At 65.4% G+C, this 24,952-nt stretch carries 21 protein-coding genes; 15 read left to right on the forward strand and 6 right to left on the reverse strand.

Annotation, left to right across the window (positions count from 1 at the left end; genetic code table 11):
- Nucleotides 1-172: 172 nt before the first annotated feature.
- The 5 genes from CWS35_RS19380 (at nucleotide 173) to CWS35_RS19400 (ending at nucleotide 6,034) form a co-directional block, all read left to right on the forward strand.
- A complete protein-coding gene (locus CWS35_RS19380) occupies nucleotides 173-2,488 on the forward strand; it encodes a bifunctional salicylyl-CoA 5-hydroxylase/oxidoreductase (RefSeq protein ID WP_100953181.1) in 2,316 nt (771 codons plus the stop codon).
- Nucleotides 2,485-3,264, forward strand: a complete 780-nt coding sequence (locus CWS35_RS19385; protein ID WP_100953183.1) for an SDR family NAD(P)-dependent oxidoreductase — start codon at nucleotides 2,485-2,487, stop codon at nucleotides 3,262-3,264. The genes CWS35_RS19380 and CWS35_RS19385 overlap by 4 nt, the downstream gene beginning before the upstream one ends.
- Nucleotides 3,265-3,275: 11 nt before the next feature.
- Nucleotides 3,276-4,115, forward strand: coding sequence for an enoyl-CoA hydratase family protein (locus CWS35_RS19390; protein ID WP_210202714.1), 840 nt, complete (start codon nucleotides 3,276-3,278; stop codon nucleotides 4,113-4,115).
- A gap of 1 nt (nucleotide 4,116) precedes the next feature.
- Nucleotides 4,117-4,512 (forward strand): RidA family protein, encoded by a 396-nt coding sequence (locus CWS35_RS19395; RefSeq protein ID WP_100953187.1) that lies wholly within the window; start codon nucleotides 4,117-4,119, stop codon nucleotides 4,510-4,512.
- Between the two features lie 280 nt (nucleotides 4,513-4,792).
- A complete protein-coding gene (locus tag CWS35_RS19400; RefSeq protein WP_024579669.1) occupies nucleotides 4,793-6,034 on the forward strand; it encodes a flavin-dependent oxidoreductase in 1,242 nt (413 codons plus the stop codon).
- Nucleotides 6,035-6,187: 153 nt separating this feature from the next.
- Here CWS35_RS19400 and CWS35_RS19405 read toward each other — a convergent pair whose 3' ends face one another.
- A complete protein-coding gene (locus CWS35_RS19405) occupies nucleotides 6,188-6,643 on the reverse strand; it encodes a cupin domain-containing protein (RefSeq protein ID WP_024579670.1) in 456 nt (151 codons plus the stop codon).
- A gap of 74 nt (nucleotides 6,644-6,717) precedes the next feature.
- On the reverse strand, nucleotides 6,718-7,884 hold the full coding sequence (locus CWS35_RS19410; RefSeq protein ID WP_100953189.1) for an ABC transporter substrate-binding protein: 1,167 nt from the start codon (nucleotides 7,882-7,884) through the stop codon (nucleotides 6,718-6,720).
- Between the two features lie 272 nt (nucleotides 7,885-8,156).
- Between CWS35_RS19410 and CWS35_RS19415 the strand changes: the two genes are divergently transcribed.
- The 3 genes from CWS35_RS19415 to CWS35_RS19425 all read left to right on the forward strand — a co-directional run bounded on the left by CWS35_RS19415 (nucleotide 8,157) and on the right by CWS35_RS19425 (nucleotide 11,265).
- Entirely contained in the window at nucleotides 8,157-8,651 is a 495-nt protein-coding gene (locus CWS35_RS19415; RefSeq protein WP_100953191.1) for a MarR family winged helix-turn-helix transcriptional regulator, read from the forward strand.
- Between the two features lie 3 nt (nucleotides 8,652-8,654).
- Nucleotides 8,655-9,470 carry an alpha/beta hydrolase gene (locus CWS35_RS19420; RefSeq protein ID WP_100953193.1) on the forward strand — a complete coding sequence of 272 codons (816 nt, stop codon included), beginning with the start codon at nucleotides 8,655-8,657 and terminating at the stop codon, nucleotides 9,468-9,470.
- A 151-nt stretch (nucleotides 9,471-9,621) separates the two neighbouring features.
- Entirely contained in the window at nucleotides 9,622-11,265 is a 1,644-nt protein-coding gene (locus tag CWS35_RS19425; RefSeq protein WP_100953195.1) for a benzoate-CoA ligase family protein, read from the forward strand.
- 47 nt (nucleotides 11,266-11,312) lie between these two features.
- On the opposite strand, the gene CWS35_RS19430 is transcribed toward CWS35_RS19425, so the two are convergent.
- Nucleotides 11,313-12,926, reverse strand: a complete 1,614-nt coding sequence (locus CWS35_RS19430; protein ID WP_371682796.1) for an MDR family MFS transporter — start codon at nucleotides 12,924-12,926, stop codon at nucleotides 11,313-11,315.
- 8 nt (nucleotides 12,927-12,934) lie between these two features.
- Nucleotides 12,935-14,119, reverse strand: coding sequence for an HlyD family secretion protein (locus CWS35_RS19435; protein ID WP_100953197.1), 1,185 nt, complete (start codon nucleotides 14,117-14,119; stop codon nucleotides 12,935-12,937).
- 124 nt (nucleotides 14,120-14,243) lie between these two features.
- Here CWS35_RS19435 and CWS35_RS19440 point away from each other — a divergent pair, with 124 nt between their 5' ends.
- Nucleotides 14,244-14,990 (forward strand): TetR/AcrR family transcriptional regulator, encoded by a 747-nt coding sequence (locus CWS35_RS19440; RefSeq protein ID WP_311538624.1) that lies wholly within the window; start codon nucleotides 14,244-14,246, stop codon nucleotides 14,988-14,990.
- A gap of 10 nt (nucleotides 14,991-15,000) precedes the next feature.
- Here CWS35_RS19440 and CWS35_RS19445 read toward each other — a convergent pair whose 3' ends face one another.
- Complete coding sequence (locus CWS35_RS19445) at nucleotides 15,001-16,698, reverse strand: ATP-binding protein (protein WP_145987182.1); 1,698 nt, start codon at nucleotides 16,696-16,698, stop codon at nucleotides 15,001-15,003.
- Nucleotides 16,699-16,848: 150 nt separating this feature from the next.
- Entirely contained in the window at nucleotides 16,849-17,775 is a 927-nt protein-coding gene (locus CWS35_RS19450) for a LysR family transcriptional regulator (protein ID WP_024579679.1), read from the reverse strand.
- Nucleotides 17,776-17,923: 148 nt separating this feature from the next.
- Here CWS35_RS19450 and CWS35_RS19455 point away from each other — a divergent pair, with 148 nt between their 5' ends.
- Genes CWS35_RS19455 through CWS35_RS19480 form a run of 6 tightly spaced genes read left to right on the forward strand, consistent with a single transcriptional unit; the run spans nucleotide 17,924 to nucleotide 24,897 of the window.
- Nucleotides 17,924-18,961 (forward strand): class 1 fructose-bisphosphatase, encoded by a 1,038-nt coding sequence (locus tag CWS35_RS19455; RefSeq protein ID WP_035635280.1) that lies wholly within the window; start codon nucleotides 17,924-17,926, stop codon nucleotides 18,959-18,961.
- 11 nt (nucleotides 18,962-18,972) lie between these two features.
- Nucleotides 18,973-19,848, forward strand: a complete 876-nt coding sequence (locus tag CWS35_RS19460; protein ID WP_028331481.1) for a phosphoribulokinase — start codon at nucleotides 18,973-18,975, stop codon at nucleotides 19,846-19,848.
- Complete coding sequence (gene tkt / locus CWS35_RS19465) at nucleotides 19,845-21,857, forward strand: transketolase (protein WP_100953199.1); 2,013 nt, start codon at nucleotides 19,845-19,847, stop codon at nucleotides 21,855-21,857. Before CWS35_RS19460 ends, tkt begins: the two co-directional genes overlap by 4 nt.
- A 15-nt stretch (nucleotides 21,858-21,872) precedes the next feature.
- On the forward strand, nucleotides 21,873-22,955 hold the full coding sequence (fba, locus tag CWS35_RS19470) for a class II fructose-bisphosphate aldolase (protein ID WP_100953201.1): 1,083 nt from the start codon (nucleotides 21,873-21,875) through the stop codon (nucleotides 22,953-22,955).
- Nucleotides 22,956-22,992: 37 nt separating this feature from the next.
- Nucleotides 22,993-24,450 (forward strand): form I ribulose bisphosphate carboxylase large subunit, encoded by a 1,458-nt coding sequence (locus CWS35_RS19475; RefSeq protein ID WP_035635343.1) that lies wholly within the window; start codon nucleotides 22,993-22,995, stop codon nucleotides 24,448-24,450.
- 21 nt (nucleotides 24,451-24,471) lie between these two features.
- Entirely contained in the window at nucleotides 24,472-24,897 is a 426-nt protein-coding gene (locus CWS35_RS19480) for a ribulose bisphosphate carboxylase small subunit (protein ID WP_024579685.1), read from the forward strand.
- Nucleotides 24,898-24,952: the final 55 nt, after the last annotated feature.

Here is a 24,952-nt window from a genome sequence, read left to right on the forward strand (position 1 = left end):
CCTATCGGTACAATCACAGCCGCCTCTGGAATACTGGATCGCCCGGTCAAGCCGGGCGATGACGAGTGTGGAGCAGGGCGGCAACCGGCCTTGACAATTATTTTAAGTATAAAATAATATGCCGTATCGGCTGGCGGGAGATGCCGGCCGCCGAAGCCAACGGGAGAACGCCATGCGCATCGTTTGCATTGGAGGCGGGCCGGCCGGGCTTTATTTCGGCATCCTGATGAAGCTGCTCGATCCCGCGCACGTCGTTTCCGTGGTCGAGCGCAACCGGCCCTACGACACGTTCGGCTTCGGCGTGGTGTTTTCCGATGCGACCATGGACAACATGCGCAAATGGGATCCGGCCACCGCCGATACCATCGAACAGGCGTTCAACCATTGGGACGACATCGAGGTCCTGATCAAGGGCCGGCGGATGCGCACCACCGGCCACGGCTTCGTCGGCATCGGCCGCAAGCGGCTGCTCAACATCCTGCAAGCACGGGCCGAGGAGCTCGGCGTCGAGCTGATCTTCGAGCGCGAGGTCAATTCCGATCTCGAATTCCCCGACGCCGATCTCATCGTGGCGTGCGACGGTGTGAACTCGAAGACCCGCGCCAAATACAGCGACGCGTTCCAGCCCGACATGCTGATGCGGCCGAACCGCTATATCTGGCTCGGCACCAACAGGCCGTTCGATGCCTTCACCTTCGACTTTCGCAAGACCGAGCACGGCTGGTTCCAGGCGCACATCTACAAATTCGAGGAGGGCGCAGCGACCTTCATCGTCGAGACCACCGAGGAGGCGTATCTCGCCCACGGCCTCGACAGGATGGAGCAGGGCGAATCCATCGCGTTCTGCGAGAACGTGTTCGCCGAAATCCTCGAAGGGCATCATCTGGTCTCCAACGCGCGGCATCTGCGCGGTTCGGGCTGGCTGTCATTCCCGCGGCTGATCTGCGGCAAATGGACGACGTTCAATGGCAACAGCCATGTCGTGCTGATGGGCGATGCCGCGCACACCGCGCATTTCGCGATCGGCTCGGGCACCAAGCTCGCGCTGGAGGATGCGATCGAGCTGACCAACCAGTTCAAGCAGCACGGTGCGACGCGGGACAGCATTCCCGCGGTGTTGAAGGCGTATGAGGAGCTGCGTCGGGTCGACGTGGCGCGGATCCAGAACGCGGCGCGCAACGCGATGGAATGGTTCGAGGTGGTCGGCTCGCGTTATGCCGATACGCTGGAGCCGGAGCAGTTCATGTATTCGCTCCTGACCCGCTCGCAGCGGATCAGCCACGAGAATTTGCGGCTACGCGACAGGGCATGGCTCGAAGGCTATGAGCGCTGGTTCGCGGAGCGCAGCGGCGTGCTCGCCGGCAATGACCGCGTCACCCCGCCGATGCTGACGCCGTTCCGGATTCGCGGCCTGTCGCTCGCCAACCGGATCGTCGTCTCGCCGATGGCGATGTACTCGGCGGAGGAGGGCGTGCCGAACGATTTCCATCTGGTGCATTTCGGCTCCCGCGCGCTCGGCGGCGCCGGTCTCTTGTTCACCGAGATGACCTGCGTTTCGCCGGAAGCGCGGATCACGCCCGGCTGCTGCGGGCTGTGGAATGACGAGCAGGCGGCGGCCTACAAGCGGATCGTCGACTTCGTGCATCGCAACTCGGCAGCGAAGATCGGCATCCAGCTCGGCCACGCCGGCCGCAAGGGCTCGACCCGCGTCGCCTGGGAAGGCATGGACGCGCCGCTGCCGGACCACAACTGGCCGCTGGTGTCGGCGTCGCCGGTGCCTTATCTGGTTGACGGCCAGGTGCCGGAGCCGATGAGCCGCGCCGAGATGGACGAGGTGCGCGACCAGTTCGTCGCAGCGGCACGGCGCGCCGCCAGTGTCGGGTTCGATATTCTGGAGCTGCATTGCGCCCACGGCTATCTGCTGTCGAGCTTCCTCTCGCCGCTCACCAACCGCCGCACCGATGAGTATGGCGGCTCGATCGAGAACCGCGCGCGTTATCCGCTGGAGCTGTTCCGTGCCATCCGCGCGGTGTGGCCGGAGGACAAGCCGATGTCGGTCCGGCTGTCCTGTCACGACTGGACCGAGGGCGGCAACACACCGGAAGATGCGCTGGCTTTTGCGAAGCTGTTCAAGGACGCGGGTGCCGACCTGATCGATTGCTCGTCCGGCCAGGTCTGGGCTGACGACCATCCGGTCTATGGCCGGCTCTACCAGACGCCGTTCGCCGACAAGATCCGCAACGAGCTCGGCATCGCCACCATCGCGGTCGGCGCGATCTCCGAGGCGGATCACGCCAACTCGATCATCGCCGCCGGTCGCGCCGACCTCTGCGCCATCGCGCGGCCGCATCTCGCCGACCCGGCCTGGACGCTGCACGAGGCCGCGAAGATCGGCGTCAAGCAGATCGCCTGGCCGAAGCAGTATGTGTCGGGCAAATCGCAGTACGAGGCCAATCTGGAACGCGCAGCCGCGGGGGTGAAGGCATGACACGCTTCTGGCCCAACGCACACGCGCTGGTGACCGGTGCCGGCTCCGGCATCGGCGCCGCCACGGCGATCGCGCTGGCAAACGCCGGCGTACGCGTCAGCATCGCTGGGCGCCGGATCGATGCGCTGAAGGCGACGGCAACATCGCTCGGCAAACAGGCGGGTGCCGTCGTGTCGATCGACGTGACCGACGAAGCCGCGGTGACCAAGGGCGTCGCCGAGATCGAGGCCGCGGCCGGCCCGATCGATATCCTCGTCAACAATGCCGGCAAGGCCGGCAGCGCGCCGTTCGACAAGACAAATGCGGCGTTGTGGGCGGACATGCTGGCGAGCAATCTCTCCAGCGTGTTCCTGGTGACGCACACGGTGCTGCCCGGGATGGCGCAGCGCGGTCGCGGGCGCGTGATCAACGTGGCCTCGACCGCGGGGCTCACCGGCTATGCCTATGTCTCCGCTTATGTTGCCGCCAAGCACGGCGTCGTCGGGCTGACGCGCTCGCTGGCGCTGGAATATGCGCGGCGCGGCGTCACTGTGAATGCGGTCTGCCCCGGCTACACCGACACGCTGCTGGTGGCCGATGCCGCCGCCAACATCGTCGCCAAGACCGGGCGCAGCGAGCAGGAGGCGCGGGCTGCGCTCGCGAAAGTCAATCCGATGCAGCGGCTGGTGACGCCGGAGGAGGTCGCCGACAGCATCCTCTGGCTGGCCTCCGAGGGCGCATCGTCAATCAATGGACAAGCCGTCGCGGTTGCCGGCGGTGAAGTCTTTACCGGGTGAAGGAACATGCCATGTCCGAGATGAAAGCCAAGCTCCGTCCGTTCAAGGATTATCCCGCAAAGCATTTCCGCTGGTCGACCGACGCCAGCGGCCGTGTCGCGACCATCACGCTGAACCGGCCGGACAAGAAGAATCCGCTGACCTTCGAATCCTACGAGGAGCTGCGCGACCTCTTCACCAACCTCAAATACGCTTCCGACGTCCGCGCCATCGTGCTGACCGGTGCCGACGGCAATTTCTGCTCCGGCGGCGACGTGTTCGAGATCATCGAGCCGTTGACGCGGATGGCGATGCCGGACCTGCTGGCCTTCACCCGGATGACCGGTGAGGTGGTGCGCGCGATGCGCAAATGCCCGCAGATCATCGTCGCCGCGATCGACGGCATCTGTGCGGGCGCCGGCGCGATGCTGGCGCTGGCCTCCGATCTCAGGCTGGCGACGCCACAGGCCAAGACCGCCTTCCTGTTCACCCGCGTCGGCCTTGCCGGCGCCGACATGGGCGCTTGCGGATTGTTGCCGCGCGTGATCGGGCAGGGCCACGCCGCCGATCTGCTCTACACCGGTCGCGCGATGAGCGCCGACGAAGGGTTTGCGTGGGGCTTTCACAATCGCCTGGTGCCTGCGGCCGAGCTTGCCGCCGCCGCGCAGGACATGGCGCGCTCGCTCGCGGATGGCCCATGGTTCGCGCATGGCATGACCAAGACGATGTTCAACCAGGAATGGGCGATGGGCGTCGACGAGATGATCGAGTCCGAAGCGCAGGCACAGGCGATCTGCATGGTGACCGGCGATTTCCGCCGCGCCTTCGAGGCCTTTGCCGCCAAGCAGAAACCCGCCTTCGAGGGCAATTGAGATGATCGAGAACCTGCAACCGGAAGGATGGGCCAAGCCGATCGGCTACGCCAATGGCATGGCCGCGCGCGGCAAACAGCTCTTCATCGCGGGCCAGATCGGCTGGAACGGGCAATGCGTGTTCGAGACCGACGATCTCGTCGCGCAGATCGGCCAGACCCTGCGCAACATCACAGCCGTCGCCGCCGCTGGCGGCGCGAGGCCCGAGCACATCGTGTCGATGACCTGGTACCTCGTCGACCGCAAGGAATATTCGGCGCGGCTGAAGGAGATCGGCACCGTCTATCGCGACGTCATCGGCAGGCACTTTCCGGCGATGACCGCGATCCAGGTTGCCGGCCTGATCGAGGATCGCGCCAAGGTGGAAATCCAGGCCATCGCGGTGCTGCCGGATTAACTATGATGCGCCGCTAAACCCGTCATCCTGAGGAGCGCGGTACGCGCGTCTCGAAGGATGCACGCCCGGCTGGTGGCCGTCGATCCTTCGAGACGCCGCTTCGCGGCTCCTCAGGGTGACGGGGATAGAAGGGAACGCGCTGTGAGAACGTTAATCCTAAGCCCAACCCTCGCAGGTCGATCCCAGCACGGGACGACAAACCCGCTTGCGGCCGAGTAACCGGCCATGCGACCCTAGGTCAAAGCGTAAAAACGTCCTGTTGTGAGTGGAGTAAGGGACGATGAAGGCGATTATCGTCGGAGGCGGGATCGGGGGCCTCACCACCGCGCTGATGCTGCGCTCGCGCGGCATCGCTTGCGAGTTGTACGAGCAGTCGGAGACGATCCGCGAACTCGGCGTCGGCATCAACACATTGCCGCATGCGATTCGTGAGTTGGCGGGGCTCGGCCTGCTCGACAGGCTCGACGAGGTCGCGATCCGCACCCATGAGCTGTTCTATCTGACGCGGCATGGCCAGCAGGTCTGGCACGAGAAGCGCGGGCTCGATGCCGGCCACGACGTGCCGCAGTTCTCTGTTCATCGCGGTCGCCTGCAAGGCGTGATCCACCAGGCGGTGATCGACCGTCTCGGTGCGGATGCGATCCGCACTGGTTGCCGGCTCGGCTCCTTCACCCAGGATGAGGGCGGCGTCTCGGCCTATTTCTTCGATCGCAGCGGCGCCCATGTGCACACCGCGCGTGGCGACATCCTGATCGGTGCCGACGGCATTCATTCCAAAGTACGGCAGACGCTGTTCCCGGACGAAGGCGGGCCGTGCTGGAACGGGCTGATGCTGTGGCGTGGCGCCACCGATTGGCCGGCCTTCCTGACCGGACGCTCGATGATCATCGCCGGCGGGCTGAACGCCAAGGCCGTGATCTATCCGATCGCGCCGGGCTCGAGCCCCGCGAGCCGGCTCACCAATTGGGCGGTGCTGGTCCGGATCGGCGACGGCTCCTCGCCGCCGCCGCGTCGCGAAGGCTGGTCCAATCTCGGCCGGCGCGAGGAGATGATGCCCTATGTCACCGGTTTCACGATCCCGCAGGTCGATTTCGCCGGCCTGATCAATGCGACGCCGGAGTTCTGGGAGTATCCGTGCTGCGATCGCAATCCTTTGCCATATTGGTCGAGCGGACGCGTCACGCTGCTCGGCGACGCCGCGCATCCGATGTATCCGGTCGGCTCGAACGGCGCCTCGCAGGCCATCCTCGATGCGCGCTGCCTCGCCGACATGCTGGCGCGATCGGAGCATCCACGCCAGGCGCTGGCGGCCTATGAAAGGCAGCGGTTGCCGATGACCGCCGATATCGTCGCCTCCAACCGCCGCGGCGGACCCGAGGGGGTGATCGACGCCGTCGAGCAGCTCGCCCCGCAGGGCTTTACCGACGTCGACACCATCCTCAATTACGAGGCCCGCGAGGCGATCGTGCGCGGCTACGCCGCCAAGGCCGGCTTTGCCGCGCGCGTGGTGGCACGGCAGTAGAAAGCAAATATCCGATCCGTCACCCTGAGGAGCGCGAAGCGCGTCTCCAAGGGTCGACGGCCACGAGCGGGGCCGTGCATCCTTCGAGACGCCGCTTCGCGGCTCCTCAGGATGACGGAGTAGCCGTTGCACGGGGATGACGGAGAGAGTTTCCTAGCCGGGAGGCGGCGGCAGGAAGTGGATGTTGTGCTCCGCGGCGAGCCGCACCACGTCGTCCGGGTTCTGCTCCTTCATGTTGTGGATCGCCCAGAACAGGTCATAGAGCCTGCGGGTGGGTGAGACCCAGAACAGCGTCTTGGCGGTTTGCTGCGACTTGTTGAAGATGCCGTGCGGCTTGCCCATCGGCAGGCGCACCAGGTCGCCGGGTGTCGCGGATTCATCAGCGCCGTCGAGCATGAAGTCGAGCTTGCCCTCCAGGATGTAGAGATATTCGTCCTGGTCGGGATGGATGTGCGGCGGCACGAAGGTGCCCGGCGGGAAGGTGGCGTGCCAGGAGAATGAATGCTCGGTGCGTGTCTTCGGCACGTAGGTCTGGCCGAGGATGCTCCAGGAAATGCCCTGCATGCCTTCATTGGCGCGGGTGATGCCGGCGATCTCGTCTTTCGTCATGTTTCCCTCTCTTTTGTTTGACGCGTTTTCTTCACGCGAACCGGTATCCACTTCGCTTGAAAACGCTGTGTGTCCTACTTGGCGGCGCAGTCCTTGGCGTAGCGGTCGCCATAGTTCGAGAACACCTTTTCGACGATCTCGGTCTGGAATTTGCCGTCCGGCCGCTTCGCGACCTTGGTGAGATAGAAATCCTGGATCGGATAGCCATTGTTGTTGAACTTGAAGTTACCGCGCAGCGAGGTGAAGTCGGCCTTCCTCAGCGCCGCCGCGACCGCGTCCTTGTTGGAGAGATCCCCCTTCACGGCCTTGACCGCGCTGTCGATCAACAGCGCCGCGTCATAGGCCTGCATGGCATAGGTGCCAGGCACGCCGTTGTAGGCGGCCTCATAGGCTGCGACGAACTTCTTGCTTTGGGGATTGTCGAGGTCAGGCGCCCAGTTCGCTCCGCCGAACATGCCGACGGCGGCGTCCTGCTGTGCCGGCAGGGTGGACTCGTCGACGGTGAAGGCGGAGAGCACCGGCACGGTGGCGCCGGCCTGCTTGTACTGCTTCACCAGGTTCACGCCCATGCCGCCGGGCATGAAGGTGAACAGCGCGTCCGGCTTCAGCGCGGCGATCTTGGAGAGTTCGGGCTGGAAATCCAGCGTGTTCAGCGGCGTGTAGGACTCCTCGACGATCTCGCCCTTGTAGTCGAGCTTGAAGCCCGCGACGGAATCGCGTCCGGCCTGATAGTTCGGCACCAGCAGATAGACGCGCTTGTAGCCGCGGTCCTGCGCCACCTTGCCGAGGATCTCGTGCACCTGGTCGTTCTGGTACGACGTCACATAGAAGAACGGGTTGCATTCCTTGCCGGCGAAGCTGGAAGGGCCAGCATTCGGGCTGATCAGGAAGGTCTTGCTGTCGGTGACCGGGCGATGGATCGCCAGCAGGATGTTGGAGAAGATCGGGCCGACCACGAAATCGACCTTGTCGCGCTCGAGCAGGCCGCGCACCTTGACCACGGCCGCGTCGGGCTTGAGCTCGTCGTCGGCATTGACGATCTCGACGTCGCGGCCGGCCATCTTGCCGCCGAGGTCCTTGACCGCGAGCGCAAAGCCGTCGCGGACCTGCTGGCCGAGCGCCGCGGCAGGTCCGGAGGTCGTCACCAGCACGCCGATCTTGATCTTCTGCTGTGCGGCTGCTGGGGTCGCCGCGATCCCCAGCAGCGCCGCCAATCCCACGAGTTTCGTCAGATGCCTCATGTCACTCCCCCAAAGCATAGTCGTGATGCCTTTCCAGCTTGGCCGCAGCTTAGTCTGACGCGCGCAACCGCTGCAAGCGATGTGGCATGGCGTCAGGTCGATGGCGGCGCGACATGCAAGCGCCACGCCAATTGCTTGAAGTCTAAAGAAATTGCAGGATTGCCGCGATGCATCGGGCAGGATTCGCAATTGTCCTTGCGGGGCGCTGCGAATTGCTTGAAGCTCAAACCAATCGGTCCGACCGGAACCCGCCGCGGAGGCATGATCGCCGCATGATCCTCGATTCCGAAACCAAAGCCGTCGAACTGCCCGACGATCACGGCACCGAGCTCAGGCTGTGGTTGCGCCTGTTGACCTGCACCACGCTGATCGAGGGCGAGGTGCGCAGCCGGCTGCGCGAAAAATTCGACGTCACGCTGCCGCGGTTCGACCTGATGGCCCAGCTCGACAAGGTGTCCGACGGCATGACGCTGTCGGATTTGTCGAAGCGGATGATGGTATCGAACGGCAACGTCACCGGGTTGGTCGAGCGCCTGGTGGAGTCCGGACACCTCGATCGCCGCACCTCGGAGACCGATCGTCGTGTGCAGTTCATCCGACTCACGAAACTCGGCCGGGCCGAATTCCGCAAGATGGCGGCCGAGCATGAGAAATGGATCGCCGACGTCTTCGGCGACCTCTCGCCGAAGGACATCCGCGAACTGATGCGGCTGCTTGCCAAGGCCAAGGGCTCGGCGCAGCGCTCCGCCAAAGCGAGGACCGCTTAAGCCGTGAGCGAGATCGATTACGAGGTCGAGTACAACAACCGGGCGCGGGTGCCGGAGAATCCGGCGTTGATGGCCGGCTGGGCGAGGGACGCAGCCGCCTATCGCGAACAGCATCCGCCGCGGCGGCTGAGCTATGGTCCGGGCGAGCGCAACGTCATCGACCTCTTCCAAGGTGATCGCGACGGTCCGATCGTGGTCTTCATCCACGGCGGCTACTGGCAGGCGCTCGACGGCTCGTCATCGAGCCATTGCGCCCGCGGCCTCAACGGCCACGGCATCAGCGTCGCGGTGCCGAGCTACGATCTCTGTCCCAACGTCTCGATCGACGACATCATCGGCGAGATGCGTGCGGCATGCCGCGAATTGGCCAGGCTCGGCCGGCCGCTCGTGGTGTCGGGCCACTCCGCTGGCGGACATCTTGCCGCATGCATGCTGGCGACCGATTGGCCGGCCTATGATGCGTCGCTGCCGGGCAAGCTGGTCAGGGCTGCTTACGCGATATCAGGCCTGTTCGAGCTGGAGCCGCTGGTCGGCACCAGCATCAACAAGGCGCTCGGCCTCGACCGCGCCGCAGCGAGGGCGGCGAGCCCGTTGTTCTGGACCGCGCCCGCAGGCGCCACGCTCGATGCCGTCGTCGGCGGCGCCGAGAGCGCCGAATATCACCGGCAGAGCCGGACCATCGTCGATGTCTGGGGCGGAGCGGGCGTTGCAACACGGTTCGGCACCGTGCCCGATGCCAATCATTTCACGGCGATCGCGCCGCTCGCCGACCCGGCGTCGGCGATGGTCGCGCGGCTGAAGCAGCTCACGCAGGTCTGAGAGTACAGGGGGCACGGTCATTCTCCACCCTTGCGCCAAATTATTTTAAGTATAAAATGATTGGCGATTGGAACGCTGCCGGGCGTCCTCGATACTGGTCTTCTCGATATTGGTCTTTGGCCTTTCTGGATGGAAAGCGAGGGGCGATCGAATGTCAGATGAATTTCCCGGGCTCGGCCCATCCGGGCATGTCGACGATTTCGCGCGGCGCAACCTGCCGCCGCCAGGGCAATGGCCGCAGTTGCTGCTCGACCGTCCCGAGTTCAGATATCCCGACTATCTCAACGCCGCGGTCGAACTGACCGACCGCATCGTCGCGCAGGGCATGGGCGATCGCATTGCGCTGATCGGCAACGGCCGCCAGCGGACCTACAAGGAATTGACCGACTGGTCGAACCGTCTGGCGCATGCGCTGGTGGAGAATTACGGCGTCAAGCCCGGCCATCGCGTCCTGATCCGCTCGGGCAACAACCCGGCGCTGGTCGCGGCCTGGCTCGCGGCCACGAAAGCCGGCGCCGTCGTCGTCAACACCATGCCGATGCTGCGCGCCGGCGAGTTGACCAAGATCGTCGACAAGGCCGAGATCTCGCTGGCGCTGACCGACAGCCGCATCGCCGACGAGCTGGTGGCCTGCGCCAAGACCAGCAAATTCCTCAAGCAGGTGGTCAATTTCGACGGCACGCAAAACCACGACGCCGAGCTCGACCGGATCGCGCTCAACAAGCCGGTCAGATTCGATGCGGTGAAGACCGGTCGCGACGACGTTGCGCTGCTCGGCTTCACCTCGGGCACCACGGGTGAACCGAAGGCAACGATGCATTTCCACCGCGATCTGCTGATCGTGGCCGACGGTTATGCCAGGGAGGTGCTCGGCGTGACGCCCGACGACGTGTTCGTCGGCTCGCCGCCGCTGGCCTTCACCTTCGGCCTCGGCGGGCTTGCGATCTTCCCGCTGCGCTTCGGCGCCACCGCGACCTTGCTGGAGAACGCGGCGCCGAGCGAGATGATCCGGATCATCGAGACCTACAAGGCCACGATCTGCTTCACCGCGCCGACCGCCTATCGCGCGATGATGGCGGCGATGGACAACGGCGCCGACCTGTCGTCGCTGCGGCTCGCGGTCTCCGCCGGCGAGACGCTGCCAGCGCCGGTGTTCGAGAGCTGGACCAGGAAGACCGGCAAGCCGATCCTCGACGGCATCGGCAGCACGGAGCTGCTGCACATCTTCATCACCAACCGCACCGGCAGCGCGGTCGGCGGCACCACCGGCACGCCGGTCGCCGGCTACGAGGCGAAGATCGTCGACGAGGACATGAACGAGCTGCCGGCGGGGCAGGTCGGCAAGCTCGCGGTGCGTGGCCCGACCGGCTGCCGTTATCTCGCGGATTCCCGGCAGACCAAATATGTCCGCGACGGCTGGAACATCACCGGCGATGCCTTCGTCAGCGACGAGCACGGCCGGCTGTCGTTCGTGGCGCGCGCCGACGACATGATCATCTCGGCGGGCTACAACATCGCCGGTCCCGAGGTCGAGACGGCGCTGCTCGGCCATCCCGATGTTGCCGAATGCGCCGTGATCGGCGCACCCGACGAGGAGCGCGGACAGATCGTCTCGGCGTTCATCGTGCTGAAACAGGGCGCGCGCAGCGATGATGTCGAGATCAAGCTGTTGCAGGATCACGTCAAGGCGACCATCGCACCATACAAATATCCGCGCGCGATCGCCTTCGTCGAGGCGCTGCCGAAGACCCAGACCGGCAAGATCCAGCGCTTCAAGCTGCGCGAGGCCAGCTAGGAATCGAGCGGCGGCCTGAAGCCGCCGCCCGGGGGAAAAGCGAGAGGTCAGTGCGCCGCGCCGCCGCCGGCGGTGTTCTTCGGCTTGCCGGTCAAGAGGATCGCGATCGCGGCGAGCACCAGCACGATACCGATCACGGCGAAGGCGTCGCTGAAGCCCAGCACCAGGGCCTGGCGCTTGACGATGTTGCCGATCGCCACGATCGCCTGGTTGTGCGCGGTGGCGGGGTCGGCGACGCCGTGGCTCAGGAAGTAGTTGGTGACTTCGGCGATCCGGGCGCGCACTTCCTCGCGGCCGAGGTGCACGGACTGGCCGATGATGTTGGAGTGGAACTGCTCGCGCTTGGTGACGATGGTCGACAGCAGCGCCGTGCCGATCGCGCCACCGAGGTTGCGCATCATGTTGGAGATGCCGGAGGCCGCCGGCGCATCCTGCGGCGCGACGCTGCCGAGGCTGACGGCCGACAGCGGCGCCAGCATGATCGCCTGGCCGATCGCGCGGACGATGTTCGGCACGAAGAACTGGTCGCCGGAGTAATCGAGCGACATTTGGATGTTCATGAAGGACGAGACCGCGAACAGCAGCATGCCGGTGAAGGCGATGAAGCGGGCATCGAAGCGCTGCATCAGCTTCGGCACCAGCGGGATCAGGATGAGCTGCGGCAGGCCGGTCCAGGCCAGCACCTGGCCGATCTGCTCGGCATTGTAGCGCTGCACCTGGCCGAGATAGGCCGGCAGCAGATAGACCGAGCCGAACAGCGCGAAGCCGACGAACACCGCCGAGATGGTGCCGAAGCCGAAGCTGCGCTGGGTCAAGAGGCGCAGCCGGATCAGCGGCTTCTCGACCACGAGCTCGATCCAGATGAACAGAGTGAGGCTGACGGCTGCGATCACAGCGAGCTTGACGATGAACGGCGAGCCGAACCAGTCGTCCTTGTTGCCTTCCTCGAGCACGGCTTGCAGCGACGCCAGACCGATCGCCATTGTGGCGATGCCGAGCCAGTCGCCCTCGCGGAGCAACTGCAACTGCATCGGTTGCCGCTCCAGCGTGAGATAGAGGGTCGTGACCATCACCACGGTCGGGACCACGTTGACGAAGAAGATGGTCTGCCAGCCGTAATTCTCGGTCAGGTAGCCGCCGATGGTCGGGCCGATCGCCGGGGCAAAGGTCACGGCGAGCGCGAACATCGCAAGCCCAATCGGCTGCTGCACCTTCGGCAGCTTGGTGAAAACAAGCGTGAAAGCCATCGGGATCAGCACGCCGCCGAAGAAACCCTGCAAGCCGCGCATCGCGATCATCGAGGGCAGGTCGTGGGTGAAGGCACAGGCGACCGAGAAGGCCGCGAACAGCGTCGCGAAGCTGAGGATGATCTTGCGGAAGGAGAAGACGCGGCTGAGATAGTCGGTCAGCGGGATCACCACGATCTCGCCGATCAGATAGGACGTCGAGATCCAGGAGCCGTTGTCGACCCCGGTGCCGATGCCGCCTTCGATGTTGAGCAGCGAGGCGTTGGTGATCTGGATGTTGAGGATCGCCATGAAGGCGCCGATCATCGCCGCGACGATGGAAATCCACACCGCCATGCTGGCGCGGTTGGGATCGATCGCGGTCGCTGCCGCGCGGGGCGCGGCAGCCGGGGAGGAGAGCGCGAGGTCGGACATGGCATCACCTATTTGAAGGAGGCGACAGCGAGCTTGGGAGAGGTGCCGGAGCGCGGCGCCTCGGCAGGTTGTGACGCAGTTGCGATGGTCGGGATCACGGACATGCCGGGCCGCAACTCGACCGGCGTCGCGTCGAGCGCGATCTTGACGGGGATGCGCTGCACCACCTTGGTGAAGTTGCCGGTGGCGTTATCCGGCGGCAGCAGCGCGAACTCCTGGCCGCTGGCGGGCGCCAGGCTGTCGACATGGCCGCGCACGACCTGGCCCGGGAACATGTCGACCTCGATCTCGACCGGCTGGCCCTTGCGGACATTGGTGAGCTGCGTCTCCTTGTAGTTCGCGATCACATAGGCGCCGGTGGCTGGCACCAGCGACATCAGCTGCGTGCCGGCCTGGACGAACTGGCCGGTGCGCAGGGTGCGGTTGCCGACCACGCCGTCGATCGGCGCACTGATGGTGGTGTAGCCGAGGTTCAGCTCGGCCTGATGCTGGAGCGCGGTGGCGCGTCCCTGCGCCGCGACAGCCTGGGCGATGTCGGCCTTGAGCAACTCGACCTGGCGGAGCGCGGAGGCCAGGTTCGCGGTGTCGCGGGCCACGGCGGCCTGCGCGCTGGCGTAACGCGACTGCGCCTGCTGCGCGTTCTGCACGCTGCCGAAGCCGGTGCCGGCGAGGTCGGTGTAGCGCTTGTTCTCCTGCTCGGCGAAGGTCTGCGTCGCGCTGTCGACGGCGAGCGTTGCGCGAGCGGCTTCGATCACCGAATGCTGCACGTCGAGCTGGGCGCGCTTGCTGGTGATCGCGGCTTCCGCGGCCGCGACGTCGGCCTTGGTCTGGTCCAGCGCCACCTTGAAATCGCGATCGTCGATCCGTGCCAAGATCTGGCCGGCGCGCACGTGCTCGTTGTCGCCGACCAAGACCGCGCTGAGATAGCCGGAGACCTTTGGCGCGATCGTCGTGTTGTCGGCCTTCACATAGGCGTCGTCGGTCGAGACCTGAAAGCGGCCGACCGTCCAGTAATCCCAGCCGTACCAGCCGCCGCCCGCGAGGACGGCGAGGGCCGCGCCGGCCAGCAGCAGGCGGCGCAGCTTGCCTTTCGCAGCGGTCGGCGCCGGGGCCTCCGCGCTGCCGATCAATTGCTTGGCGGTCTCGGCCGGAACCTGGCTCTCGGCCTTGAAGGCGGTCTCATCTTGGCTCATGGCAGTCGCTCCTGGAGCTCTCTATCCCTCTGGCAAACCGTGGGAATTCTGATCTCGGCGACCCGGGATAATTAGGAAACTTGATGTTTTCCAAAATAGAGCCCATATTGGGAGTGTCAATAGAATGACAGGCATCATCCAAAAGCATGGCTCGGCGATGAACCGGAATGACAAAGATCAGACTGAGCAGGCTCTGGCGGCGCCGGTGCCGGAGCGGCGCGGCCGCGGCCGGCCGCAACTGCGCTCCGACGAGGAGACCCGCGCGCTGATCTATGATGCTGCGCGGCGCGAGTTCTCGGCGCGCGGCTTCGCTGCGGCCAGCATCGCCGACGTCGCCTGCCGCGCCGGTGTCTCCACCAAGACGCTGTACCGGCTGGTGCCGACCAAGCTGGCGCTGTTCGAGGGCACGGTGACGGACCGGATGGACCGCTTCATCTCCGCGGTGAATCTCGGCGCGTGCGACGGCCGCGATATCGCAACCGCACTGGAGCGGGCGCTGCTGGCCTGTGCCGAACTCATCCTCGATGTCGAGGTCATCGCGCTTCAGCGCATCATCCTGGCCGACAGCGACAAATTCCCCGATATCGCCGAGATGTTCTACGACAAGGCGATGCAGCGGACGCTTGGCGCGCTGGCGGCGTGGCTGGGCGTGCAGCAGGGGCGAGGACGGATCGCCGTCGATGACGCGCAGGCCGCCGCGGGCATGCTGCTCGGGATGCTCGTCTTCCAGCCGCAACGCGACGTGATGTACGGCCACCGGCCGCCGTTGTCGCGGGCGCAGGTCGAGGCCCGGGCCAAGGCCTGTGCGACGCTTTTCCTGTCCGGATGCGCGGTGCCGGCCGATCAGAGCCGATCCAGCTTCGACCGCTGATGCTGCCGCGCTACTTGGCCGCCACCGCCGACGCCGGAGGCTGCGTCAGCACCTGGCGGATCATCCGCGCGAGATCGGCCTTGCGGTAAGGCTTCGGCAGTAGCGTCACGTCGGGATCGAGACGGCCGTGGTGGATGATCGCATCCTCGGTATAGCCCGAGGTGAACAGCACCCGCACCGAGGGCAGTTTTGCGACCACGGCATCGGCCACCTGCCGGCCGTTCATGCCGCCGGACATGATCACGTCGGTGAACAGCACGTCGCAGACGAAGCCGTTGTCGACCGCGGCCAATGCTTCCGGCCCGTTGGCCGTGACCATGGTGCGGTAGCCGAGCTGCTCGAGCTGAGCGCTGACGTAATTGCGGACCAGTGGATCGTCCTCGACCACCAGGATGGATTCATGGCCGCCGCGCGTGTCGACCGGAGGCGGCGGCTCGACGTCGACCATGTCGCCCATGCTGCGCGGCAGATAGAGCTTGATCGACGTGCCGTGGCCCTCTTCGGAGTAGATCTTGAGGTGGCCGTCGGATTGCTTGATGAAGCCGTAGACCATGCTCAGCCCGAGGCCGGTGCCCTTGCCGGTGTCCTTGGTGGTGAAGAACGGTTCGAACACCTTGTCGCGGATCCCTGCGGGGATTCCGCCGCCGGTGTCGCTGACCGCGACCATCACATATTCGCCCGCTCGCACGTCCGGGTTGGCGGCGGCATAGACCTCGTCGAGAATGACGTTGCTGGTCTCCAGCATCAGCTTGCCGCCATCGGGCATCGCATCGCGGGCATTGACCGCCAGATTGAGCAATGCGGTCGCCATGTGGTTGGGATCGATGAAGGCCGGCCAGGCATCTGGCTCGAGCGCGGTGTCGATCTCGATCTGCTCGCCGAGCGAGGGGCGCAGCAGCCTGGCTGTGTCCTGCACCAGCGTGTTGAGATTGGCTTCCCGCGGCTGCAACGGCTGCTGCCGCGAGAACGCCAGCAAATGCTTGGTCACCTCGGCGCCGCGAAACGCTGCATCGCTGATCATCTTCGTCACCGACGACAGCGCGGCATCGTGCTCGACGGCCTCGGCGAGGATGTCGATCAGGCCGGTGATCACGGTCAGGATGTTGTTGAAGTCGTGCGCGATGCCGCCGGTGAGGTGGCCGACGGCCTCCATCTTCTGCACCTGGCGCAGCTTCTGCTCGGTTTCAAGCTGCTCGCGGGCCTCCTCGACCTCGCGGGCGCGCATGAAGATTTCCGCTTCCATCTGCTCGGTGCGCTCGCGCAGCCGGTCGGTCAGCTTGTCTTGCTCGGCGCCGCGCTGCTTCAGCTGGATGAAGCTGGTGACGTCCTCGACCCGATGGATGATGTAGGTGAATTGTCCGCTCGGCCCGAACACCGGCGTGTTGCGCGGGCTCCAGTAGCGTTCCTCGAAGCCGCCGCCCTCCGACTCGGGCTTGCGGATGTCATATTTCTGCACAGACATGGTGTCGGGGCGGCGGAACTGGACCACGCGCTCCAGCGAGGAGCGCAGATTGCGCACCCCGTCGGCGGCTGGATCAGCCGGATTGTCGGGAAAGACTTCGAACAGCCCACGGCCGAGGATTGCGGCGCGCTCGGTCCTGGTGGCGCGCAGATAGGCGTCGCTCACGGCCACAATGCGGAACTCAGGCTGGGTCAGCACCAGATAGAGGCCGGGCACCGCCTCGAATAACGCCTTGAAGTCAGGCATCGGCGGGGACTGGTTCTGCAGTTCATCCTCCCTCGCAGGGATACGGTCCACCAAGTGACCGCGATCAAGATGTGGCACGCGTTTGGCGGAACTTCAATGCCTAACATACGGCACCGGCTTGGTCTTTTCGATCGCGCCGGCGCCGCGGCTCTAGCGCGAATTGGGCAGATAACGCCAGCCCTCCTTGCCCAGGAAATCCAGCATGGCCTGTGCGGGCGGCAGCAGGATCTTGTCGGTGCGCCTGATCGCGTGCCACTGCCGGACGATCGGCAGGCCCTTGACCTTGAGCACCACCAGCCGGCCGTCCTCCAGTTCATGAAAAACCGTGTGCTGGGAGATGAAGGCGATGCCGAGCCCGGCCATGACCGCCTGCTTGATGGTCTCGTTGCTGTCCATCGCCATGCCGAGCTTCGGCTCCAGTCCGACCCGCTCGAAATATTGCTGCATCAGCATCCGCGTGCCTGAACCTTGCTCGCGGGTGATGAAGGTTTCATTGGCGAGCTCCGGTGCGGCGACGTGCCGCCGTCGTGCCAGCCGGTGATCGGGTGCGGCGATGATGAAATGCGGATGCCGGCCGAGCGGCTTCATCTCGACCTCGACATCGGCGGGCGGCCGGCCCATGACGGCGATGTCGAGATCATAACCGCGCAGCGCGTCGCGGATCTCCTCGCGGTTGCCGATCCGCAGCGTCACTTCGATCTTGGGAAAGCGGCGCGAGAACGCCGCGATCGCGAACGGCACGAAGTATTTCGCGGTCGAGACCGCGCCCATCGCCACGCGTCCGCCGCTGCGGCCGGCGATCATGTCGAGCGATTGCTCGCAGTCCTTGAGCGCCGCCTCGATCCGCTCGACCAGCGTCAGCACATGCGCGCCGGCATCCGTCACCGCCATGCCGTCGCCGGTGCGCTGGATCAGCGGCAATCCCGCAAGCGCTTGCAGGTTGCGGAGTTGCAGCGTCACCGCCGGCTGCGTCAGGTTGAGGCGGTTCGCCGCCGACGTGATCGAGCCCGCCTCATGCACGGTGGACAGTGCGCGCAGCTGGCGGATCGTCAAGTCGCGCGAGAAGTTGCCGGCCATGCCGAATTCCATAAGAAAAACTTTGCCCGGACCAAAGATAATGAAATTTCCCTAATTGGGCAATTCGCGCGTTGATACGGCGAAGGCGACTCCATGAGGTCGCCTCTCGAAGCCTCGGGACAGAGGGCGCGATCATAGGGAGAGGCCGGTGGAGACCAGTCCTGCATTGCATGCCCATCTGGAGTGGCCGGCGCGGCAAAACCCGTTGCGCGCCGCGACCGTCAAAGTCATCGAAGCGCTGGCCGGTGCCGCGATCGAACTCTCGCGCATCATCGCGGCCGGGCCGCTCGCCGGCATCCGCGGCGAGGGCGGCGGTATCAACCCCGACGGCGATCGCCAGACCTCCATCGATATCGTCGCCGACCGCCTGATGCGCGATGCGTTGCGTACCGTGCCGGTCGCTGGCGTCCTGTCGGAGGAGATCGAATTGCCGGAGACGATCGATTGCGACGCGCCGCTCTGCGTCGCGATCGATCCGCTCGATGGCTCGGCGAACCTCGCGAACAACATCTCGGTCGGCACCATTTTCTCGATCCGGCCGAAGGGCCACGACGTCATCTCGACCTTCTTCGAGCCCGGCACGGCGCAATGCGCCGCCGGCTGCTTCATCTACGGTCCGCAAACGGTGCTGGTGCTGGCGCTCGATCAACATGTCGACTGCTTCACGCTCGACCCGCGAACCGGCGAGTTCGTCCTGACCGCGCGGGACCTGCGGGTGCCGCAGGGCGCGTCGGAGTTCGCCATCAATGCCTCGAACCGGCGGCACTGGAGCGGCCCGGTGCGCAACTACATCGACGACTGCCTTGCCGGGGTCAACGGCGAACTCGGCCAGGACTACAACATGCGCTGGATCGGCTCGCTGGTGGCGGAAGCCTACCGCATCCTGATGCGCGGCGGCGTGTTCCTGTATCCGGCCGATGCGCGCAAGGGATACCGCGAGGGCCGGTTGCGTCTGCTGTACGAAGCCCACCCGATCGCGCTGATCATGGAATGGGCCGGCGGCGCCGCGTCGAGTGGCCGCTCGCGGATCCTCGAATTGTCGGCGCGGACGCCGCATCAGCGGGTGCCGCTCATCATGGGATCGGCGCGCGCCGTGCGCGACGTCGATGCGATCCACCTGACCGTCGAGCCGTTGTTCGAGAGCAGCGATGCCCCGCTGTTCGCGCGGCGCGGCCTGTTCCGCTGACGGAGGATCGTATGTCTCGCAGGCATCCCATCATCTCGATCACCGGCTCGTCCGGCGCCGGCACCACCTCGGTGAAGAAGACGTTCGAGAACATCTTCCGCCGCGAGAACGTGGTCGCGGCCTATATCGAGGGCGACGCGTTCCATCGCTACGACCGCGCCGAGATGCGCAGCCTGATGGCGGAGCGGGCCGAGCGCGGCAACAAGCACTTCAGCCATTTCAGCCCCGAGACCAATCTGTTCGAGGAGCTGGAGAAGCTGTTCAGCGACTATGCCGAGACCGGTACCGGAACGACGCGGCACTATGTGCACGATGAGGAGGAGGCACGGCTCTACGGCGCCAAGCCAGGCACCTTCACCGCCTGGGAGGCACTGCCGGAGAATTCCGACCTGCTGTTCTATGAAGGCCTGCATGGCGCCGTGGTCACCGACAAGGTGAACGTCGCGCAGCACGCCGACCTCAAGATCGGAGTCGTGCCGGTGATCAACCTCGAATGGATCCAGAAACTGCATCGCGATCGCAGCCACCGCGGCTACTCCACCGAGGCGGTGACCGACACCATCCTGCGTCGCATGCCGGACTACGTGAACTACATCTGCCCGCAATTCACCGAAACCGACATCAACTTCCAGCGCGTGCCGACGGTCGACACCTCGAACCCGTTCATCGCGCGCTGGATCCCCACCCCCGATGAATCGATGGTCGTGATCCGGCTGAAGAACCCGCGCGGCATCGATTTTCCGTATCTGCTCTCGATGATCCCGAACAGCTTCATGTCGCGCGCCAATTCGATCGTGGTTCACGGCGCCAAGCTCGACCTCGCGATGCAGCTCATCCTGACCCCGCTGATCCTGCAACTGATCGAACGAAAGAGGCGAACGATATGACCGCGCTTGCGTCCGTTGCCCGCCGCCCCGACGTCAGCCACGACGAGATGGCCAACGCGATCCGCTTCCTCGCCATCGACGCGGTGGAGCGGGCGAAGTCCGGCCATCCCGGCATGCCGATGGGCATGGCCGATGTCGCGACCGTGCTGTTCACCGACTTCCTGAAATTCGATCCGGCCGATCCGGCCTGGCCCGACCGCGACCGCTTCGTGCTGTCGGCAGGGCACGGCTCGATGCTGCTCTATGCGCTGCTCTACCTGACCGGCTACGAGAGCATGACGCTCGATCAGCTCAAGGCGTTCCGGCAATGGGGATCGCAGACCCCGGGTCATCCGGAGCATGGCCACACGCCCGGCGTGGAGACCACGACCGGTCCGCTGGGGCAGGGCATCGCGACCGCGGTCGGCATGGCGCTCGCCGAGCGATTGATGAACGCGCGCTTCGGCCACGACCTCGTCGACCATTACACCTATGTGATCGCCGGCGATGGTTGCCTGATGGAGGGCCTCAGCCATGAGGCGATCTCGCTCGCCGGCCATTTGCGGCTCAACCGCCTGATCGTGCTGTTCGATGACAATCACATCTCGATCGACGGCGCCACCTCGCTGTCCTGCTCGGACGACCAGGTTGCGCGATTCCAGGCCAGCGGCTGGAACGTGTGCCGCATCGACGGCCACGATCCGCAGGCGATCACTGCTGCGATCCGGCAGGCGCGGTCGAGCGATCGTCCGTCGCTGATCGCCTGCCGCACCGTGATCGGGTTCGGCGCGCCGAACCGGCAGGGCAGTGAGAAGGTGCATGGCGCGCCGCTCGGCACCGACGAGGTGGCGAAGACCCGCAGCGCGCTGCACTGGCCGTATCCGGCCTTCGAGATTCCCGATGCCGTGCTGGCCGAATGGCGCGAGCTCGGCGGCCGCGGCCGCGATGCGCGGCGCGCCTGGATCGAGCGGTCGCGTGCCGCCTGCAAGGGCGAGCGGTCTCCGTTCCATGATGCGCTGAACCGGAAACTGCCCTGCGCCTATGCCGAGGCGATGACGAAGCTCGTGCAGCGCTTTGCAAGCGAGAAGCCGAAGCTCGCCACCCGCCAGGCCTCGCAGCAGGTCATCGACGTGATCGCGGACGCCTTGCCGAACCTGCTCGGCGGCTCCGCCGACCTCACGCATTCCAATCTCACGCTGGCGAAATCGCAGGTTCCGGTGCGGCCGGACACGCTCGACGGCAGCTACATCCACTACGGCATCCGCGAGCACGGCATGGCCGCGGCGATGAACGGCATCGCGCTGCATGGCGGCTTCATTCCCTATGGCGGCACCTTCCTCAGCTTCGCCGACTACAGCCGGCCGGCGATCCGTCTCGCGGCACTGATGGGCATCCGGGTCATCCATGTGATGACCCATGACTCGATCGGGCTTGGCGAGGACGGGCCGACGCACCAGCCGGTCGAGCATCTGGCGGCGCTGCGGGCGATCCCGAACCTGCTGGTGTTCCGTCCGGCCGACGCGGTCGAGACCGCGGAAGCCTGGGACTGCGCGCTGAGGGCGGAGAGCTCGCCGTCGATCCTCTGCCTGTCGCGGCAGGCGCTGCCGACGGTTCGCGACGGCAGCAAGGACAACCAGGTCGCGCTCGGCGCCTACGTTCTGGTCGAGCCGGCCTTCGGGCGTGACGTCACCCTGATTGCAACGGGTTCGGAGGTGGCGATCGCGCTCGAAGCCGCAAAGCTGCTGGCGGAAGGAGGAGTGCAGGCCGCGGTCGTCTCGGCCCCGTGCTTCGACCTGTTCCGCCAGCAGCCGAGCGACTATCGCGCAGAGGTGCTGGGCAGTGCGCCGCGTGTCGGCGTGGAAGCTGCCGTCGAAGGCGACTGGACGCGCTGGCTCGGTGACGACGGCGCTTTCGTGGGCATGACCGGCTTCGGCGCTTCGGCGCCGGCCGACGTGCTGTACCGCGAGTTCGGCATCACGCCCGCGGCGGTCGCTGCCGCAGCGAAACAGCTCATTCAACCAGCGAATTGAAGGGAGGACGCCACGATGGCGCGGATCACACTGAGGCAATTGCTGGACCATGCCGCCGAACGCGGCTACGGCGTGCCGGCCTTCAACATCAACAACATGGAGCAGGGCCTCGCCATCATGGAGGCGGCGGCGGCCTGCGATGCGCCGGTCATCATCCAGGCCTCGCGCGGCGCGCGCTCCTACGCCAACGACATCATGCTGGCGAAGATGATCGATGCGCTGGAGGAGATGTATCCGCAGACCCCGCTCTGCCTGCATCTCGATCACGGCAACGAGGAGGCGACCTGCGCCACCGCGATCCGCTACGGCTTCACCTCGGTCATGATGGATGGCTCGCTGAAGGCCGATGCCAGGACCGCGGCCGACTATGACTACAATGTCGACATCACCCGCCGGGTCGTCGAGATGGCGCACTGGGTCGGCGCCTCGGTCGAAGGCGAGCTCGGCGTGCTCGGCTCGCTGGAGCACGGCGGCGGCGAGCAGGAGGATGGTCACGGGGTCGAAGGCACGATCGGCCACGATCAGCTTCTCACCGATCCCGACCAGGCAGTCGACTTCGTGCGCGCCACCAAGGTCGACGCGCTCGCGATCGCGATGGGCACCTCGCATGGCGCCTACAAGTTCACGCGCAAGCCGGACGGTGAAATCCTGGCGATGCGGGTGGTCGAGGCGATCCACGCCCGCCTGCCGAACACCCATCTGGTGATGCACGGCTCGTCCTCGGTGCCGCAGCCGTTGCAGGACATGTTCAATGCGTTCGGCGGCGAGATGCCGCAGACCTGGGGCGTTCCGGTCGAGGAGATCGTCCGCGGCATCAAGCATGGTGTGCGCAAGGTCAACATCGACACCGATTGCCGGCTGGCGATGGCCGCGGCCTTCCGCAAGGTCGCCACGCAGTCGAAGAGCGAGTTCGACCCGCGCAAATTCCTCAAGCCCGCGATGGATGCGCTGCGCGAACTTTGCCGCGACCGCTTCGAACAGTTCGGCACGGCCGGCAATGCAGCGCGGATCAAGGTCGTTGCGCTGCCGGAGATGGCCCGGCGCTATCGCGCCGGCGCGCTCGATCCGCAGATCGGAAAGATCACCCAGGCCGCCTGAACAATTGGCCAGCGAAAGACAGGAGATTGAGATGAACATGCAGCAGTCGATCACCGTGCGCGGCAAGGATCGCTACAAGTCGGGCGTGATGGAATACAAGCGGATGGGCTATTGGGAGCCGAATTACGAGCCCAAGGACACCGACGTCATCGCGCTGTTCCGCGTCACGCCGCAGGACGGCGTCGATCCGACCGAGGCCTGCGCCGCGGTGGCGGGCGAGTCCTCGACCGCGACCTGGACCGTGGTGTGGACCGACCGGCTGACCGCCGCGGAGAAGTACCGCGCAAAATGCTATCGCGTCGATCCGGTGCCGAACTCGCCAGGCAGCTACTTCGCCTATATCGCCTATGACCTCGATCTGTTCGAGCCGGGCTCGATCGCGAACCTGACCGCGTCGATCATCGGCAATGTGTTCGGCTTCAAGCCGCTGAAGGCGTTGCGGCTCGAGGACATGCGGCTGCCGACCGCCTATGTGAAGACCTTCCAGGGCCCGGCGACAGGGATCGTGGTGGAGCGCGAGCGGCTCGACAAGTTCGGTCGGCCGTTGCTCGGCGCCACCGTGAAGCCGAAGCTCGGCCTGTCCGGCCGCAACTACGGCCGCGTCGTCTACGAGGCGTTGAAGGGTGGGCTCGACTTCTGCAAGGACGACGAGAACATCAATTCGCAGCCCTTCATGCATTGGCGCGACCGCTTCCTGTATTGCATGGAAGGCGTCAATCGCGCACAGGCGGCTACCGGCGAGGTCAAGGGCACCTACCTCAACGTGACCGCGGCCACCATGGAAGACATGTACGAGCGCGCCGATTTCGCCAAGCAGCTCGGCTCCGTCATCATCATGATCGACCTCGTGATCGGCTACACGGCGATCCAGTCGATGGCGAAATGGGCGCGCCGCAACGACATGATCCTGCATCTGCATCGCGCCGGCCACTCGACCTACACGCGCCAGCGTTTGCACGGAGTCTCGTTTCGCGTGATCGCCAAATGGATGCGGCTCGCCGGTGTCGATCACATCCATGCCGGCACCGTCGTCGGCAAGCTTGAAGGAGACCCGGCGACGACGCGTGGCTACTACGACATCTGCCGCGAGGACTTCAACCCGATGACGCTCGAGCATGGCGTGTTCTTCGATCAGCCTTGGGCAAGCCTCAACAAGATGATGCCGGTCGCCTCGGGCGGCATCCACGCCGGCCAGATGCACCAATTGCTCGATCATCTCGGCGAGGACGTCGTGCTGCAGTTCGGCGGCGGGACCATCGGTCATCCGAAGGGTATCCAGGCCGGCGCCACCGCCAACCGCGTTGCGCTCGAAGCCATGATTCTCGCCCGCAACGAGGGCCGCGACTACGTCCACGAAGGTCCGGAGATCCTCGCCAAGGCCGCCCAGACCTGCACGCCGCTGCGCGACGCACTCGAGGTCTGGAAGGACGTGAGCTTCAACTACGAGTCGACTGACTCGCCGGACTTTGCCCCGACCGCGACCCCGGCAACGTGACGCAGCGAAAGGAGAACCGACATGAGAGTGACCCAAGGCTGCTTTTCTTTCCTGCCCGATCTCACCGATGAGCAGATCGCAGCGCAGGTGCAATACTGCCTCGACAAGGGCTGGGCGGTGAACATCGAGTTCACCGACGACCCACATCCCCGCAACACCTATTGGGACATGTGGGGTCTGCCGATGTTCGACCTGCGCGATGCCGCCGGCATCATGAAGGAACTCGCCGATTGCCGCCGTGTCTATGGCGAGCGCTACATCCGCATGAGCGGGTTCGATTCTTCCCATGGCTGGGAATCCGTGCGCATCTCCTTCATCGTCAACCGGCCGAAGAATGAGCCCGGCTTCCGGCTCGAGCGGCAAGAGGTCGGCGGCCGGAGCGTTAGTTATACGACCAGGGCTTACGCGCTGGATCGCCCCGAGGGCGAACGCTACGCAGATCAGTGACCGCGTCCGGTTGGCAAGCCAGGCGAATTGCTCCCTCGACCGCCTGGTCCGGATG

This window comes from Bradyrhizobium sp. SK17 (genome assembly GCF_002831585.1).
Taxonomy (GTDB): domain Bacteria; phylum Pseudomonadota; class Alphaproteobacteria; order Rhizobiales; family Xanthobacteraceae; genus Bradyrhizobium.